Genomic DNA, 16,293 nt, shown 5'->3' on the forward strand with positions numbered 1-16,293 from the left:
TTCAGTTTTAAGATAAAAACCAAACAACAATGCAACAAGATCATTTAATTTTTGATTTAATTCAAGAAGAAAAAGAAAGACAAACAAACGGTTTAGAGTTAATTGCTTCTGAAAACTTTGTAAGTGAGCAAGTAATGCAAGCGCAAGGTTCGGTATTAACTAATAAATATGCAGAAGGCTATCCAGGTAAACGTTACTACGGAGGTTGTGAAGTAGTTGATGTAGTGGAACAAATTGCTATTGATAGAGCAAAAGAGCTTTTTGGAGCAGAGTATGTGAATGTACAACCACATTCTGGTAGTCAGGCTAATACAGCCGTTTTTGCAGCTTGTTTACAACCGGGTGATACTATTTTAGGATTTGATTTATCTCACGGAGGTCATTTAACACATGGTTCTCCAGTAAACTTTTCAGGAAAATTGTATAATCCTGTGTTTTATGGAGTAAATAAAGAAACAGGATATATAGATTACGATCATTTAGAAAAACAAGCTAAAGATCATAAGCCTAAATTAATTATTGCGGGTGCTTCGGCATATTCTCGTGACATAGATTTTAAACGATTTAGAGAAATTGCTGATAGTATAGGCGCTATTTTAATGGCAGATATCTCTCATCCGGCAGGTTTAATTGCTAAAGGTATTTTAAATGATCCTTTACCACATTGTCATGTGGTTACTACAACTACGCACAAAACATTACGTGGACCACGTGGAGGAATGATTATGATGGGGAAGGATTTTGACAATCCGTTTGGACAAAAATTAAAGAACGGAAACCCTAAAAAAATGTCAACTATATTAAATTCAGCAGTCTTTCCAGGAAATCAAGGAGGACCTTTAGAGCACGTTATTGCTGCTAAAGCGGTTGCCTTTGGAGAAGCATTGACGGATGAATTTTTAGAATATCAAATTCAAGTACGTGCCAACGCAAAAGCAATGGCAGATGCCTTTGTAGCAAAAGGATATAATATTATTTCTGGAGGAACAGACAATCACATGATGCTAATTGACCTTAGAAATAAAAACATTACTGGTAAAGATGCAGAAATAGCCTTAGGAAAAGCAGAAATTACGGTAAATAAAAATATGGTACCTTTTGACACCGAATCACCATTTGTAACCTCAGGAATAAGAATAGGTACTCCTGCTGTAACTACACGTGGTTTGGCTGAAAAAGATATGGTTATTATCGTTGATTTGATTGATGAAGCTATCCAAAATGCTAATAGCGAAGATAAACTACACGAAATAGGAGAAAAAGTGTATGATTTAATGCACTTTAGAAGATTGTTTGTGATGTAATAAAAGCAAAACAAAAAAAGCACCGAAATCGGTGCTTTTTTTATTCATCATCATTTGCTCTTTCCAGTAGCTTATCATTAAAATGCTTACTAGATTTAGCTCCTAATTTTTTAATGTTTTCAACTTTTCTAATTAAGTTTCCTTGTCCGGTAAGCTTTTTCATAGTTGTGTCATAACTTCCTTGAACTGTTTTTAACTGATTTCCTACTTTGATCAAATCTTCTGTTAAGTTAACAAATTGATCGTACAGTCTACCTGCTTGTACAGCAATTTCTAATGCATTACGCTGCTGTTTTTCATTATTCCACATCGTATCAATAGTACGCAGTGTAGCTAAAAGGGTAGTAGGGGTAACAATAACAATATTTTTTTCAAAAGCTTTGTTATAAAGTGTATGATCTTCATTTAAAGCCACAGCAAAAGCTGGTTCAACAGGAACAAATAATAATACAAAATCAGGAGATTCTATTTTGTAAATATCTTCGTATTTCTTTTCAGATAATTGCTCAACATGGCGTTTTAAAGAACCAACATGTTCTTTTAAAAACTGTTCTTTTAAAATTTCATCTTCGCTATTAATGTACTGTTCGTATGCGGTTAATGATACTTTTGAATCAATGATCATTTTACGTTCGTTAGGTAGATGTATTACCACATCAGGGAGCATACGTTTTCCTAATTCGCTAACAAAACTTTGTTGTACAAAATACTCACGATTTTTTTCCAATCCAGATTTTTCTAACACCCGCTCTAATACCAATTCTCCCCAGTTTCCTTGTGTTTTGCTATCACCTTTTAACGCTTTGGTAAGATTAACAGCTTCTTTACTCATTTGTTGGTTTAACTCTTTTAAACCCAATATTTGCTGACGAAGCGCTGAATGATAATCAATACTTTCTTTATGCGTTTTTTCTACTTTTTCTTCAAAATCTTTGATCTTTCTTTCTAATGGATCAAGGATAGTTTTGATGTTTTCTTTATTCTGATTTGCAAATTTGGTCGATTTTTCTTCTAAAATCTTATTGGCTAAATTTTCAAACTCTTTGGTAAACTTATCCTGCAATTTTTCAACTTCACTTTTTTGCTCATCTAATTTTATTTGAAGGTTTTGTAAATCTACATCCTGACGTGTATTTACTTTAATTAAACCTTCTTTTTCATTTTGAATACTTCTTAATTCAATTTTTAGTTCTTCAATAGTGTTTTCTGCAGTTAATTTACTTTCTTGTAATAAAGTATTTCTTTCAAAAAGACTCGTCTTTTCGCGTTCTACCTCGCTAGTTTTATTTTTTTGTACGATATAAGCTATTAGGTATCCTAAGATAGTTCCCACTAAACCAGTAAGTAGTAAATAAATTAATTGTTCATTCATCATTTTAAAATCAAAGTTTAAATTTATCATTTTATAATTGAATGGTAAAAAGATATTTATTTGAAGTTTTGTTTTTAAAAACGTATCATTGACAACCCAAAATAAGATAATTTGATACGCTTTATTGCAAAATTTATATTTTCTAACATATTAGGTTGGAAATTGGTTGGTTCTTTTCCTAAAGATTTAAAAAAGTATATAGTTATTGGTGCACCACATACCAGTTGGAAAGATTTTCCTATTGCTATTTTAGCAAGAAGTGTTGATGGAACTCCCATAAATTACATAGGAAAAGATTCGTTGTTTAAACCACCTTTCGGATTCATTTTTAGAAAACTAGGAGGATCTCCGGTAGATAGAAGTAAGAGTAATAATTTGGTAGATGCTATTGTAGATTTATTCAATTCTAAAGAAGAATTCAGGTTGGCATTATCACCTGAAGGAACAAGAGAATATGTAGATAAGTGGAAAACGGGGTTTTATTATATAGCCAAAGGAGCGAATGTACCTATTGTAATGTTTGCTTTTGATTTTAAAAATAAGCAAATAATAGTTGCAGAACCTTACTATTTAACAGATGATATGCAGGCTGATTTTGATCATTTTTTAAACTTTTACAAAGATATTACACCTGCTAAACCAGAGTTATTCAATAACAAAAACCTGCTGTAAAAGCAGGTATTTTGTTTTAATATTGTCACTCTGAAATAAACTCAGATTGATAATTTTTATCCTTTATAAAACGGCAATTTCACCACTTTAGCAGGAATTTGTTTTTTACGAATTTGAATAAAGATTTCACTATCTACTTTAGAATTTTCGATGGTCACATATCCTAAACCAATTCCTTTTCCTAAACTTGGGCTCATGGTACCCGAAGTTACTTTTCCAATTACAGTTCCGTCAGCATCTACAATTTCATAATCGTGACGAGGAATTCCGCGTTCAGTTAACTCAAAAGCAACCAGTTTACGAGATACTCCGTTTTCTTTTTGCTCTTTTAATTCTTCTGCATTTACAAAGTCTTTGGTGAATTTGGTAATCCAACCTAAACCAGCCTCGATAGGAGAGGTGCTATCGTCAATATCATTTCCGTATAAACAATATCCCATTTCTAAACGAAGTGTATCACGTGCAGCTAATCCGATAGGTTTGATCCCCCAATCAGCTCCAGCTTCAAATACGTTGTTCCAAAGTTGTTCAACATCTTCATTTTTCACGTATACTTCAAATCCACCAGAACCGGTATAACCTGTTGCAGATACCACAACATTTGGTATTCCGGCAAAATCAGTAATTTCAAATGTATAGAATTTAATAGTTGATAAATCTACTGAGGTTAACGATTGCATTGCTTCAGCTGCTTTTGGACCTTGAATGGCTAATAACGACCAATCTTCTGAACGATCTTCCATTTCAACGTTTAAATCGTTATGATTAGCAATCCAGTTCCAATCTTTTTCAATATTCGAAGCATTCACCACTAACATATACTCGTTTTCAGCAATCATGTAAATGATCAAGTCATCTACAATTCCGCCATCAGCATTTGGCATGCATGTATATTGTGCTTTTCCCGGAACTAATTTAGAAGCATCATTGGTAGTTATTTTTTGAATCAATGCCAAAGCATTTTCTCCTTTTAAAAAGAATTCACCCATATGGCTAACATCAAATACACCTACACCGTTTCTTACAGTTTCGTGTTCAATATTCACACCTTCATACTGTACAGGCATGTTATAACCTGCAAACGGAACTAATTTAGCACCTAAGGCTTCGTGTATATGGGTTAATGCAGTATTTTTCATTTTAGTTTGTTTGTTTTAAGATGCTCAAAAGTATTGAAAAATCATCAAAAAGCAGATGAAATTAAGCGTTAATATTCATCATTATGAACCCTAAAAAAATGTTAATTACTCAGCAGATGTCATAAATAACCTTAAATTTGATTTATTACAGAAAATTAAACATTGATGAAACTAAAAACTACTTTATTGTTACTATTGGCTTTTGCCATGAACGTTGTTGTTGCACAAACACCAACCGATTATCTTCCAAAAGAATTTCATAAAGAACGTAGAGATATTTTACGAAGTAAAATGCCTTCAAATTCAGTAGCGGTAGTGTTTGCAAATCCAGTAAGAAATAGAGCTAATGATGTGGATTATGTGTTTCATCAAGATCCTAATTTTTACTACTTAACAGGCTTTAGAGAACCTAATGCGGTTTTGGTACTATTTTCTGAAAGTCAGAAAGATGCTAATGGGAATAGTTTTAATGAAGTTTTATATGTACCCAAAAGAGATCCGCAATTTGAAATGTGGAATGGAAAGCGTTTGGGAGTAGAAGGAGTGCAAAAGGAGTTAGGTTTTAAAGTAGCTAAAACTTCAGAAGAATTCATTTCGGATCAATTAAACTTTAAAAATTTTGATAAAATATTTGTAGAAAAATTCAAAGATGATTACAGAAATTCTGAAAGAAACAATGGTGATTTATACGATTTAGTGAAGAGTTTTAAAGAAAGATCAAGCTATAATCCTTCAATGTTTTTATCACAAACTAAAAAGCGAGTTTATGAATTAATTAAGGCTACACCAATTGAAAACTCTGCTAATGTAGCACAAATGATAGGTCAAGCAGTAACATATTATCCTTCTTTAAAAGAAGATGAAATTATTATGGGTTTTAGTAAAGCAGGTACCGATGTTTTAAAAAAAGAGTTTAAACAAAAAGCTGCTTTAAAGCTTAATGAACCTTCAAATATTGATGTGAGTTTTTTGCCAACACAATTAGCAGAAATGCGAGAGGTAAAAACTCCGGCAGAGTTAAAACTATTAATCAAAGCTATTCGAATTTCAGCAGTAGGACAAATAGAAATGATGAAAGCAATGCAACCGCATATGTCAGAAACTGAAATTCAAGGAATTCACGAGTTTGTTTATAAAAAATACGGAGCAGAGTATGAAGGGTATCCAAGTATAGTTGGAGCAGGGAATAACGGATGTATTTTGCACTATATTGAAAATAATAAAACCAAAGTAGGGCACGATTTAGTGTTGATGGATTTAGGTGCTGAATACCGTGGTTATACGGCAGATGTTACACGTACTATTCCTGCAAACGGAAAGTTTTCTACTGAACAAAAAGCTATTTATGAAATTGTATTAAAAGCACAAGATGCTGGAATAGCTGCTTGTAAAGTTGGAAACAAGTTTTGGCAGCCAAATACTGAAGCTAAAAAAGTAATTAATAATGGATTAGCGGCATTGGGAATAATCAGCTCGCCATCTGCTAAACACAATTATTTTCCTCACGGAACTTCACATCACATAGGTTTAGATGTTCATGATCCGGGAACGTACGGAGAATTTGCAGAGAACATGGTGATTACGGTAGAACCTGGTATTTATATCCCGGAGGGAAGCCCATGTGATAAAAAATGGTGGGGAATTGCCGTTAGAATTGAAGATGATATTTTAATTACTAAAAGCGGACCTAAAAACTTATCAGAAGAAGCACCAAGAACTGTAGAAGCTATTGAAAAAATGATGGCTAAAAAGAGTGTTTTAGATGATTTTGTATTACCAAGTTTAGATTAAAAGATTTATTCATAAACAAAAAGCAGCTACATAATTTGTAGCTGCTTTTTTTATTGTATCAGTTTTAAATCTTATTTCGCGCTTAAAAAAGAAAAATTATAACTTAACCCCAAGTTTGCGAATGTACTACTTAAACTACCTCCACGTGCTTTTACATAACCCAATCCACCACGTAAATTAAGCCTGTCAGATATTTTATAATTCAATCCAGCACTTGGTTTTACAATTAAACCTTGACCTGTACTAATACCACCACCACCGGCAGCTCCTCCTAACAATTGAGCAAAAACAGCTACTTTATCATTTAAAAAACGATTAGATTGCACCCCCAAACCAACAATTCCTTCGGCATAGGCACCTGCATCACCAAAATTAGCAAACGAGGTTTGTCCAGCTCCGTAAATGTATTTATTTAAGAAGAAGTTAATTTGTAACGATATTTGATGCATATCTTGTTCAAATCCACCATCTCTAGAAGCATCCATATACCAATCTTGTTTCATGATAGCCTCAATACCTTTAAATTTTACTGATGAATATTCGTTTTCATCCGAAGTAATTCCATCTTTATCTACATAATATTTCAATCCAAAACCTAGAGTAGAAGAGAGGAAATGAGAATCAGGAGTCATTAAATATCCTTTATTGATAGATGCATATACATTATCAAATAGTTTTTGTTCTATAGACAGATCTGGATAAATTAAGAAACCTCCTTTAGTATCAACACCACCGCCACCTCCAGCACCTAAACCGAATTTTGCTAAAATATTAGTTCTTTTTTTGTTCATGGATAGATGATAACCACCACCAACAAAAATATCCATATACCCCGCTTTAATTCCGTGGTAAGCACCATCGGCTTTTACAAAGTAAAACCAATTTTTATTTAGATATGAGTTCAATTCAAATCCTGCCAATCGAATTGTTTTTCCGCTTAACTTATTGGTGCTTGTGGGAGTTTCATCTGTAAATCTTGAATCACCTTCTGCTTTTAAATTGTTTAAATGAACTAATAAAGATACTCTATTTGATTTTTGATTCCAACTTGAAGAAGTTAGTCCATCCATAGAAAAAGAAGATTCTCTATCATCAAAATCAGAAAAATCAAAAGAAAGAGGAATCTGTACCGAGGCATAAAACTGATTACTGTTGATATCTCCACCATCAAAAAAGTCAATATAACTCCAACCCGCTGTAACGGCAACATTTTTAAAATCGTACCCCAAATTAACATGAGGTAAAATAAAAGCACCTCCACCATCAGGAGCCCCGGCACCACCGCCACCGCCAAAGTGGATTCCTGCATCGACAAATAAATTATCTGTTAAGTTTTGTTTGATTCCTGCATTTACCCCCAAAGTAAAAAAACCACCACGAGTTCCGCCTACAGCACCATAAAATCCTGCACCTGCATAGCTCCAATCATTAAGCATAAGGTTATAATGAATTCCAGTGAAATCCATGTTCTTTTCGTTCTCAGGCATTTTTATGGATAAAAAATCTACCTGTCCAAAACCTAGTTGGGTTTTCTTTTCGGGTGTTTGCGCTTGTAAAAAATAAGCACTCATAATACTGAGTACTATGAGTGCCTTTTTAATGGTATATACCATAGTTAATTTTTTAATTTGGTTGATGAATTTGTTGACGAACTCCATTAATATATGAAGCTACAAAAGCATCATCAAAGCCAATGTCTACTAATTCTTTTCTAAATTTTTGAGCTTCGGGTAAGGTTTTAAATAATCCAACAGAATATTTAAACAAATTTCCTTTAGATACTGTTCCTGTAAATGTTTCAGATAGTAGGGGATGCTTTTTTTTAGTAAACACACCAATTTGTACAGAGTAAATAGTTTCTCCATCCATTTGGTTGCTAATTGCGGCAGCTCCTTCTTCTACAGAAAATTCTTCATCTCCTTCTTCATAATCATCATCATTATTATTGTTGTTTGCTAATTGTAGTTCACCAATACTGTCAATAACTCTTTCTGCTTCTGCTTTTTTAATTTCAGCTATATTTACATTATTAACAGTTTTATTAGAATAAAAATAATAGGCTAAAGCACCAGCAACCCCAAGTAAAACACTGAGTACAATATTTCTATTACGGGCAGCATATTTAGCGTCTTCTAACTTTTCTATTTTTTCATTCATTTCATTTTCCAACTCCTCATTTCTTTCGTTGGCATCATGAATTTCTTGTCTTAATGCTGCTAATTCTTGTTCATCTAAAAATGGCATGATAATTAGGTTTAAGGGTTAATGAGCTTCTAAAAATACAAATCTTTTTTAATTAGCCATCTTTTCTACTGAAATTATCACAGTTTTAGATGCTGGGGTGTTACTTATTTTAGCAACACTTTTTATAGGAACTAAAACATTTGCTTCTGGAAAATAGGTGGCCATACATTGTTTTGGTATGCTATATGGAATGGCTAAAAAACCTTCGGCTATTCTATTTTCATTATTAAAATGACTGATTAAGTTGACTTTGTCTAGCTTTTTCAATCCAAGTTTTGTCATATCATCTGGATTTATAAAAACAACTCTTCGTTCATTTAAGACTCCGCGATAACGATCATCTAATCCGTAAATGGTTGTGTTGTATTGATCGTGAGTTCTAATGGTCATCAGCATAAATTGATCTTCTTTTAAAACAATATCTGATGGTTTATTAAGCGTAAAGTTTGCTTTTCCTGTTGATGTAGGGCTAAAATCGTTGCTACGAGCGTTGTTTGGAAGATAAAATCCGCCTTTTTGTCTCACACGTTTGTTATACTTTTCAAACCCAGGAATGGTCGCTTCAATTTTATCTCTGATAAGATCATAGTTTGAGATTAATTTTGACCATTCTACTTTTGAATTTTTAAGTGTTGCATTGGCAATTCCAGCAACAATTGCAGGTTCACTAAGTAAATGTTCAGAGCATGGTTTTAGATGTCCGTGAGATTGGTGCACAACTCCCATTGAGTTTTCTACAGAAACAAATTGTTCTCCTGAATTTTGAATATCTTTTTCCGATCTTCCTAAACAAGGTAAAATCAGTGCTTTTTTTCCATGAATTAAATGGCTTCTATTTAATTTGGTTGAAATATGAACCGTTAAATTACAATTACGCAATGCCTCAGCAGTATATTCAGTATCTGGAGTTGCAGAAATAAAATTACCACCCATTCCCACAAAAACTTTTGCTTTTTTATCGTGCATTGCTTTTATAGCATTTACTACGTCATACCCTTCTTTGGTTGGAGGACTAAAATGGAATTCTTTTGCTAGTTTTTCTCCAAATGCAGGGTTTAATTTTTCCCAAATGCCAACAGTTCTATCACCTTGCACGTTAGAATGTCCCCTAACAGGGCAGGTGCCAGCACCTTTTTTACCAATACTTCCCTTTAATAATAGTAAGTTTACAACTTCTCGAATATTATCAACAGCATTTTTATGTTGAGTTAAACCCATTGCCCAACAAATAATTATCTTTTCATTGTTGATGATTAGTTCGGTAGCTTCTTGTATTTGTGTAAGCTCTAATCCTGTTTGTGGAAGTAAATCTTCTATTGAGTAAGTATCTAAATCGGCTAAAAGCTCTTCTATACCATGAGTTTTGTTTTTAATAAACTGATGATTAAAAACTGAACCTGGATTTTCTTGTTCACGCTGTTGCATCAATTTTAAAATAATTTTTAGCAACGCTACGTCTCCGTTAATTTTAACTTGTAAGAACAAATCAGTAAGTTGAAGTCCTTTACCAAACCATTTTAATGGGTTTTGTGGGGCAATAAAACGCATTAAACCAACTTCAGGAAGAGGATTAATAGTCATTATTTTTCCGCCATTCTTCTTCGTATCGCCCAAGGCAGTTAACATTCTTGGATGATTAGTTCCAGGGTTTTGACCAATTACAATTACCAAATCAGCATGTTCAAAATCATCTAAAGTAACAGAACCCTTTCCAATTCCTAAGGTTTCTGATAATGCTGCTCCGCTACTTTCATGACACATATTTGAGCAATCGGGCAGATTATTAGTTCCAAATTGTCGAACGAATAGCTGATACAAAAAAGCTGCTTCATTACTAGTTCTTCCAGACGTATAAAAAATAGCTTCATCAGGAGAATTTAAAGAATTTAATTCCTTACCAATCATAGTAAAGGCATCTTTCCAAGAAATTTCTTCGTAATGAGAACTTCCTTCTTTTAATACCATTGGGTGCGTAATACGACCGCTTTTACCAATTTCATAATCTGACCACTTTGAAAGTTCTTCAACAGAATGTGTGGCAAAAAACATCGGAGAAACTTTATTTTTGGTAGCTTCTTCTGCAACAGCTTTTGCACCATTTTCACAATACTCAGCTAAAAAAGCTCGTTTTTCGTCAGGATCTGGCCATGCACAACCCGGACAATCAAATCCGTAAGTTTGATTTAAATTTTTTAATGCACTAATGCCCTTTATAACTCCAACTTCAGAGAAAATATGATTAATTGCTGATTGAATAGCTTTTGTACCTACAGCTTCTTTAGGGACATTACTCAATTCAATTCCCGTTAGTTTTACAGGAGGTTGGGCATTGGTTTTTTTACTGTTCATATTGAATGTATTGAGGGTTGGAGTAAATGGTCATTTTATTATTTCGGTTAAAACCAATGAGGCAAATTCCGAATTCTTTGGCATAATCAACTGCTAATGAAGAGCAAGCAGAGACAGCTACAATGATAGGTATTTTAGCAAAAAAAGCTTTGGAAATGATTTCATAAGAAACGCGTCCGCTTACCAACATAATTTTTGCTTTTTGTAAGTTATTTTTTATTAATAATTCGCCAATACACTTATCTACGGCATTGTGGCGACCAATATCTTCCTTTAAAGTTAATAATTTTTGTTCCTGATTGAAAATAGCACAGGCATGACTTCCTCCAGATTGTTGAAAAGTAGTTTGTTGGCTTTGCATAATTTCAAACATTTGCTGAATACTGGACTGTGAAATTTGAAATAAACTTTTAATAGGTTTTCCTGAAATGTGGACATGATCAAGTTCTTTTTTACCGCAAATACCACAAGAGGAAACGGATAGTAGCGTTCTTTTGTTTAAATATCCTTTTCCTAATTTTTCAGAAGGAATATTAAAATTAATAACAGAAGAAAAGTTTTCTTTTTCTTGAATTTGATAGTTGAGTCGTTGATTTTCTTTATAAATATCTTCAGCATATAATAAACCTCTAGCCAACTCTAAATCATCATTTGGAGTTCTCATAACTACAGTGTAAGGCTCACCATTAATGTTAATTTGTAACGGAGCTTCTATTACTAATGTATCCTGGATTTTAGTAGAATAATTAGCAATAACTTTTAAAGATATATATGTATTAGTTTGCACTTAACAAACTTACTAAAAAAGCAAAAGCCTCGGAAACATTCCGAAGCTTTTATAAGTGTTTATACCCCCCAGTTTAAACACTTATATGCTACTAATTTTGTTGTGTATTCAAATATAATTATAAAATTTATGAAAAATAGACTGAAATTGTATAATTTGTATAAAAATTTATACCTTTTCACATAGTATACTACATAATTTACCATTTTTATTAGTTGTTAAAAAAACATAAATAGATCCTCCATCTTTAATTTTTGTTTCTTTTCTTACCTGTTCTACTTTTTTAGGGAAGTTACGTGTTGTAATGTTAGCTTTTCCTTGGGTTAATTTTTTTAATTCTTTTTTGTCGTAGTTGAGAGTATTAATTATTTTAAATTTTCTTCCCGGAAAACAAATAAGTTTATTAGAAGTATATAAATGAGAGTGTAAGTGTAGCTTATGTATATTAAATTGAAAAGCAATTTGTTGGAATCCACCGGATTTTAGTATTGCAGCGTTAGGCTCATATAAATATTTTTCTGGTAATTCATAGGTTGAATTTACTTCTGATTTATAAGTAAACTCAAAAAATTCTGGTTCTTTGTTTTTAAGTAAATTAATGGTTTTTATAGTTATTGATTCAGTATAGTCTTTTTCCAAAAGAAATAATAATTCTTTTACTTCATTTTGTACTGCTACTACATGTATCTCTTTTACAAATTTTAGTTCATGTATGGTTGATGTAATATCAAGTAGAGGAGAGTTTTTTATTAAAATAGATGTGGATTTACTAAATAAAAAATCAATATTTTCAGGTACATTAGGTAAACAATCTTTTAATAAAAATACTTTTCCTTTTGAGTTGTCTCTTCTTGAAGGGTCTATATAAATACAATCATATTTTTTTGAAGAATTATGTAAAAAAAGCAAACCATCCTCAGCAACTGTTTTTACGTTGTTTAGTTGAAGTTGTTGAAAATTGTGAGAAACAATTTTTGACAGTTCTTTATTGATCTCACAATGAATAACATTTTCAAAAGTTTTTGAAAAATAGTAAGTATCTACACCAAAGCCACCTGTTATATCAATAATAGATTTTCCGCTAACAATTTTCGACTTGTATTCCGCAGTAATCTCTGAGGAAGTTTGTTCTATAGATAATTTAGGTGGATAATAAATATTCTTGGTTTGAAACCAAGTTGGTAATTTTTGTTCACTTTTTTGTTTTGAAGCTACTTGATTAGCGAGTTCTTGGCTAGAAATTTTAGGGAAAGGACTACCTTTTAACACTAAATTAGTTATCTTAGTTGTTAAATTCTTCTCTATAAATTGTTGAACATCAATATGTAAAATATTTGAATTCAAAAAACGTTATTTTTTTGGTGAAAACACACCAAAAATACTGATAAAATTTGCGATTTTCGCATAGATTAAAAATAATAAACAAATTAAAATTATGAAAAAAACAGTATTAGCATTAGCTATGTTTTTTGTAGCTCTAGGAATTAATGCTCAAGATTTCTACGTAGCTTTAAGTGGGGGTGTTACAGGTGTAACTTCTCAAAAAACTTTAAGAACTGGTGGAGATTTAAAAGGTAGTTATGGTGAAGGATACCAAGGTCAATTACGTTTAGGCTATTTATTTGATAAAACTTTTGGAGTTGACTTAGGTGTTGGTTATTTATACGGAAGTGATCAACAAATTGCAAATTCAAATGGATTAGATATCGTTGGTCGTGCAAGAGCATTTGGACTTTCTTTATCAGGTTTAGTTAATCTTTCTGAAAATGTATATGTAAGAGCAGGATTATTAACAAAATTAGGAGGTAGAACTGATATTGTAGGAACATTAGAGCAAGGACCTTTAAAAATTGATTTTGAAAGAGATAACCATGGTAAATTTCCTTTAGGGTTTAATGCCGCTTTCGGTGTTAAGTTCAAGTTAAATGACAAATGGGGTGTTTTTGCAGAGATGGAATATCAAGGTATTGATGTAGATGCAGATGAGTCTGTTTTAGATACGTATTCAGCTTATTTAGGAGGAGAAGTTTTACAGCCTGCTGAATTAGCACAAGTATTAGCTACATTACCTGTAGAAGCTCAAATGCAAATTGGAGGTTTAATTACAGATAAGGTAACTTATGTAGATAACCCAACTCCAGGACAACCAGAAAGCAAATCAATAACAGCACCATATTCTTCTTTTGGTTTAAATATTGGTGTAACGTATTCTTTTGATTGGTAAAAGAAGAAGTTTTAAGTATAAGAAAAGCGGCTCATGAGCCGCTTTTTTAGTTTAAACCTTTGGTTTCTTTCAACTCAGAGAGATTGAAATTGGTATTTGTTGTTTTGGCATCTGTAAAATCGGCACCGGTTAAATTGTTTTTTGTGATTCTGGCATTACTTAAATTAGCTTCTGTAAAATCTGTACCGGTTGCTTTTCCGTTAGAAAATTGAACTCCTTTTAAGTTTGCTTTTTTAAAATTCGCATTGCTAATGTCGCTACTATTCAACTCGCAATTCTCAAGATTAGAGTTCTCTAAATTCACTCCGACTAAATATTTCTGAGATAAGTTGGTGTTTCTAAAATCGCAATACGAAAAATCTGCTGATCCATATATGCTTCGTAACGATCTGTAGCTTAGGTTAGCATTTAATAAAAACATTAATAATTGTGTTCTTTCAGGGCTATAAAGTTCTGTAGATAGCCCATCTTCTTCTAAAATTTTATACGGTTTTAAGCTGCTGGTAATTCCAATAATTCGAGCAATAACATCATTATCTAAAACTTTTCTACCTTGGTCATCACTTTTATAAATTCTATCTACTGCATCAAAAATACTTGACAATTGGAAGCCATAAGAACTCTTTCTTGAGCCTTCTACTAAAGCATTTTGCGTGCGAATTAAATCGTTTTGCTTTACTAAAACGTATAAGGATACTAATGACGGAATTAGTGAAAATAACAATAAAACCAAACTTAACAGTCTTACTCTAACAAAACGTCTTACCAAGGCTGTTAATAGGTTTGCAGAAGTGTCTGGAGATACTTTTTGTCCGCTATGAAACTCGGTAAACCAATTGTTAAAACTTTTGTTTAAAGAAGCTCCTGTAAACATTTTCCATGTCCATGTAAGCGTGTTTTTGGTTCTTTCTTTTTTACGACTTTGTTTTTCTACAGTTTTGTTTACTTTGTTACGAAGTTTTTCGTTTTCTAAACGAAGTTTTTCTAATTCGTTTTGAAGGTTATCTTCCATTTGTTATAGGGATTAGGTTTATAATGTAGCTTTTATCATTCTGTGGTTACCAAATAAGTCTTTTTTTAGTGTAACGTTTTTAAATCCTTTTTCTTGTAACATTTGTTGTGTTTCGTTGCCAAGGTATTGATTTATTTCAAAAAACAAACTTCCATTTTCTGTTAGATGATTTTTAGCCAACTCAGCAATTTTTTTATAGAAAATTAACGGATTATCATCATCAACAAATAAAGCCAAATGAGGTTCGTTTTTCAATACATTATTATTGATTTCTTTTTTTTCTAACTCTCTCACATAAGGTGGGTTAGAGGTGATTATATCAAATTTTTGTTGAAGACTATTTGTAAGTAGGATATCTTGTTCTATAAAGTTGATTTCTACTTTATTAGCTTCAGCATTTTGTTGGGCAATAGCAATTGCTTTTACTGAAACATCTAACCCAAAAACATCAGTATTCTCGGTATTTTTTTTGATTGAGATTGGAATGCATCCAGAGCCAGTACCAATATCTAAAATCGATAATTTATCAGAAGTTTTTTCTTTTTTTTGGTTAATATCTTTCAAAACCCAACTTACCAATTCTTCGGTTTCCGGACGTGGAATTAAAACATCTTCATTTACAATAAAAGGGAGTCCGTAAAAATCAGTTTTACCTAAAATATATTGTACAGGTTCTTCATTTTTTAACCGATTGATGATTTCTTTTAACTCTTCAATTTTATCATCTGAAACTTCTAAATCCTGTTTTACAAAAACATCCATGACTAATAAATCTAGCTTATCTTCAATAACTCTAAAGAAAAATGCATCAATTTCAGTTTTTGGATATAATTCCGATAATTCTTTGTTAAAAAAAGCTCTGAATTCTTGAAGTTTCATATAGGTTTACGTGTAAAAATGCTACTTTTGATTTTTCAAATTTATAGAAAACAAATGAAGAATATAGTTTATTTTTTGATGTTCATTTTCTTTCTAACAGCATGCTCGGTTAAAAAGCGACCACTTTTCATTAAAGTTGATGATGTAAAAGTGCTTTCATACAGATCTGATACTATTCGTTTGCAAGCCAATGCTTATTTTAAAAATGAAAATGATATTGGAGGAAAGATTTCTACGGATAAAATTAAAGTAATTGTAAACGGAGCAGAAGTAGCTCAAGTTTCTTCAGATGAATTTAAAGTTCCGGCAAATAAAGAGTTTTTTGTGCCTTTAAAAGTGGTTGTTCCTGCTAAAAAGGTGTTTGAAAATAATGAAGGAGGAATTTTAGGCGGACTTATCAATTCAGTATTAAACAATAGCATAAAAGTTCAGTTTAAAGGAGATATTAAGTACAAGGTTTTAGGTTATAAAAGCGTGTATCCTGTTGATAAAACTGAAGAAATCAAAATAAAATTTTAAA

14 protein-coding genes are annotated in these 16,293 nt (G+C 32.1%); 5 read left to right on the top strand and 9 right to left on the bottom strand.

From position 1 onward, the window contains the following. The first annotated feature begins 29 nt into the window (after positions 1-29). Entirely contained in the window at positions 30-1,304 is a 1,275-nt protein-coding gene (gene glyA / locus SLH33_RS01440; RefSeq protein WP_320417279.1) for a serine hydroxymethyltransferase, read from the top strand. Positions 1,305-1,344: 40 nt separating this feature from the next. Here the strand turns inward: glyA and rmuC are convergent, their stop codons facing one another. Then, positions 1,345-2,676, bottom strand: a complete 1,332-nt coding sequence (gene rmuC / locus SLH33_RS01445) for a DNA recombination protein RmuC (RefSeq protein WP_413818253.1) — start codon at positions 2,674-2,676, stop codon at positions 1,345-1,347. A 114-nt stretch (positions 2,677-2,790) separates the two neighbouring features. Between rmuC and SLH33_RS01450 the strand changes: the two genes are divergently transcribed. Further along, positions 2,791-3,348: a 1-acyl-sn-glycerol-3-phosphate acyltransferase gene (locus tag SLH33_RS01450; RefSeq protein ID WP_320417558.1), complete on the top strand. Its 558-nt coding sequence runs from the start codon at positions 2,791-2,793 to the stop codon at positions 3,346-3,348. Between the two features lie 56 nt (positions 3,349-3,404). Here SLH33_RS01450 and gcvT read toward each other — a convergent pair whose 3' ends face one another. Further along, positions 3,405-4,487 carry a glycine cleavage system aminomethyltransferase GcvT gene (gene gcvT, locus SLH33_RS01455; protein WP_320417281.1) on the bottom strand — a complete coding sequence of 361 codons (1,083 nt, stop codon included), beginning with the start codon at positions 4,485-4,487 and terminating at the stop codon, positions 3,405-3,407. Positions 4,488-4,652: 165 nt separating this feature from the next. Between gcvT and SLH33_RS01460 the strand changes: the two genes are divergently transcribed. After that, on the top strand, positions 4,653-6,278 hold the full coding sequence (locus SLH33_RS01460; protein WP_320417282.1) for an aminopeptidase P family protein: 1,626 nt from the start codon (positions 4,653-4,655) through the stop codon (positions 6,276-6,278). A gap of 71 nt (positions 6,279-6,349) precedes the next feature. Here SLH33_RS01460 and SLH33_RS01465 read toward each other — a convergent pair whose 3' ends face one another. The 5 genes from SLH33_RS01465 to SLH33_RS01485 form a co-directional block, all read right to left on the bottom strand. Then, positions 6,350-7,891: a hypothetical protein gene (locus tag SLH33_RS01465; protein WP_320417283.1), complete on the bottom strand. Its 1,542-nt coding sequence runs from the start codon at positions 7,889-7,891 to the stop codon at positions 6,350-6,352. Between the two features lie 10 nt (positions 7,892-7,901). Then, positions 7,902-8,522 carry a hypothetical protein gene (locus SLH33_RS01470; protein ID WP_320417284.1) on the bottom strand — a complete coding sequence of 207 codons (621 nt, stop codon included), beginning with the start codon at positions 8,520-8,522 and terminating at the stop codon, positions 7,902-7,904. Between the two features lie 48 nt (positions 8,523-8,570). After that, positions 8,571-10,871 carry an FdhF/YdeP family oxidoreductase gene (locus SLH33_RS01475; protein WP_320417285.1) on the bottom strand — a complete coding sequence of 767 codons (2,301 nt, stop codon included), beginning with the start codon at positions 10,869-10,871 and terminating at the stop codon, positions 8,571-8,573. Then, the gene (gene fdhD / locus SLH33_RS01480; RefSeq protein ID WP_320417286.1) at positions 10,861-11,658 is read right to left on the bottom strand and encodes a formate dehydrogenase accessory sulfurtransferase FdhD; all 798 of its coding nucleotides are present in this window, start codon (positions 11,656-11,658) and stop codon (positions 10,861-10,863) included. The genes SLH33_RS01475 and fdhD overlap by 11 nt, the downstream gene beginning before the upstream one ends. 168 nt (positions 11,659-11,826) lie before the next feature. Further along, the gene (locus tag SLH33_RS01485) at positions 11,827-13,002 is read right to left on the bottom strand and encodes a class I SAM-dependent methyltransferase (RefSeq protein ID WP_320417287.1); all 1,176 of its coding nucleotides are present in this window, start codon (positions 13,000-13,002) and stop codon (positions 11,827-11,829) included. A 91-nt stretch (positions 13,003-13,093) separates the two neighbouring features. Here SLH33_RS01485 and SLH33_RS01490 point away from each other — a divergent pair, with 91 nt between their 5' ends. After that, entirely contained in the window at positions 13,094-13,882 is a 789-nt protein-coding gene (locus tag SLH33_RS01490) for an outer membrane beta-barrel protein (RefSeq protein ID WP_320417288.1), read from the top strand. 46 nt (positions 13,883-13,928) lie between these two features. On the opposite strand, the gene SLH33_RS01495 is transcribed toward SLH33_RS01490, so the two are convergent. Continuing rightward, positions 13,929-14,894, bottom strand: a complete 966-nt coding sequence (locus SLH33_RS01495; protein WP_320417289.1) for a pentapeptide repeat-containing protein — start codon at positions 14,892-14,894, stop codon at positions 13,929-13,931. Between the two features lie 18 nt (positions 14,895-14,912). Then, positions 14,913-15,773: a peptide chain release factor N(5)-glutamine methyltransferase gene (gene prmC / locus SLH33_RS01500; RefSeq protein ID WP_320417290.1), complete on the bottom strand. Its 861-nt coding sequence runs from the start codon at positions 15,771-15,773 to the stop codon at positions 14,913-14,915. A 54-nt stretch (positions 15,774-15,827) separates the two neighbouring features. Between prmC and SLH33_RS01505 the strand changes: the two genes are divergently transcribed. Beyond that, the gene (locus SLH33_RS01505; RefSeq protein ID WP_320417291.1) at positions 15,828-16,292 is read left to right on the top strand and encodes an LEA type 2 family protein; all 465 of its coding nucleotides are present in this window, start codon (positions 15,828-15,830) and stop codon (positions 16,290-16,292) included. Position 16,293 lies beyond the last annotated feature (1 nt).

This window comes from Tenacibaculum sp. IB213877, assembly GCF_034043975.1.
Lineage (GTDB): Bacteria > Bacteroidota > Bacteroidia > Flavobacteriales > Flavobacteriaceae > Polaribacter.

Coding starts and splice junctions, on each gene's coding strand:
- prmC (WP_320417290.1), bottom strand. CDS start 15,773: ATGAAACTTCAAGAATTCAGAGCTTTTTTTAACAAAGAATTATCGGAA.
- SLH33_RS01490 (WP_320417288.1), top strand. CDS start 13,094: ATGAAAAAAACAGTATTAGCATTAGCTATGTTTTTTGTAGCTCTAGGA.
- SLH33_RS01475 (WP_320417285.1), bottom strand. CDS start 10,871: ATGAACAGTAAAAAAACCAATGCCCAACCTCCTGTAAAACTAACGGGA.
- SLH33_RS01495 (WP_320417289.1), bottom strand. CDS start 14,894: ATGGAAGATAACCTTCAAAACGAATTAGAAAAACTTCGTTTAGAAAAC.
- SLH33_RS01465 (WP_320417283.1), bottom strand. CDS start 7,891: ATGGTATATACCATTAAAAAGGCACTCATAGTACTCAGTATTATGAGT.
- gcvT (WP_320417281.1), bottom strand. CDS start 4,487: ATGAAAAATACTGCATTAACCCATATACACGAAGCCTTAGGTGCTAAA.
- rmuC (WP_413818253.1), bottom strand. CDS start 2,676: ATGAATGAACAATTAATTTATTTACTACTTACTGGTTTAGTGGGAACT.
- SLH33_RS01505 (WP_320417291.1), top strand. CDS start 15,828: ATGAAGAATATAGTTTATTTTTTGATGTTCATTTTCTTTCTAACAGCA.
- SLH33_RS01460 (WP_320417282.1), top strand. CDS start 4,653: ATGAAACTAAAAACTACTTTATTGTTACTATTGGCTTTTGCCATGAAC.
- glyA (WP_320417279.1), top strand. CDS start 30: ATGCAACAAGATCATTTAATTTTTGATTTAATTCAAGAAGAAAAAGAA.
- SLH33_RS01470 (WP_320417284.1), bottom strand. CDS start 8,522: ATGCCATTTTTAGATGAACAAGAATTAGCAGCATTAAGACAAGAAATT.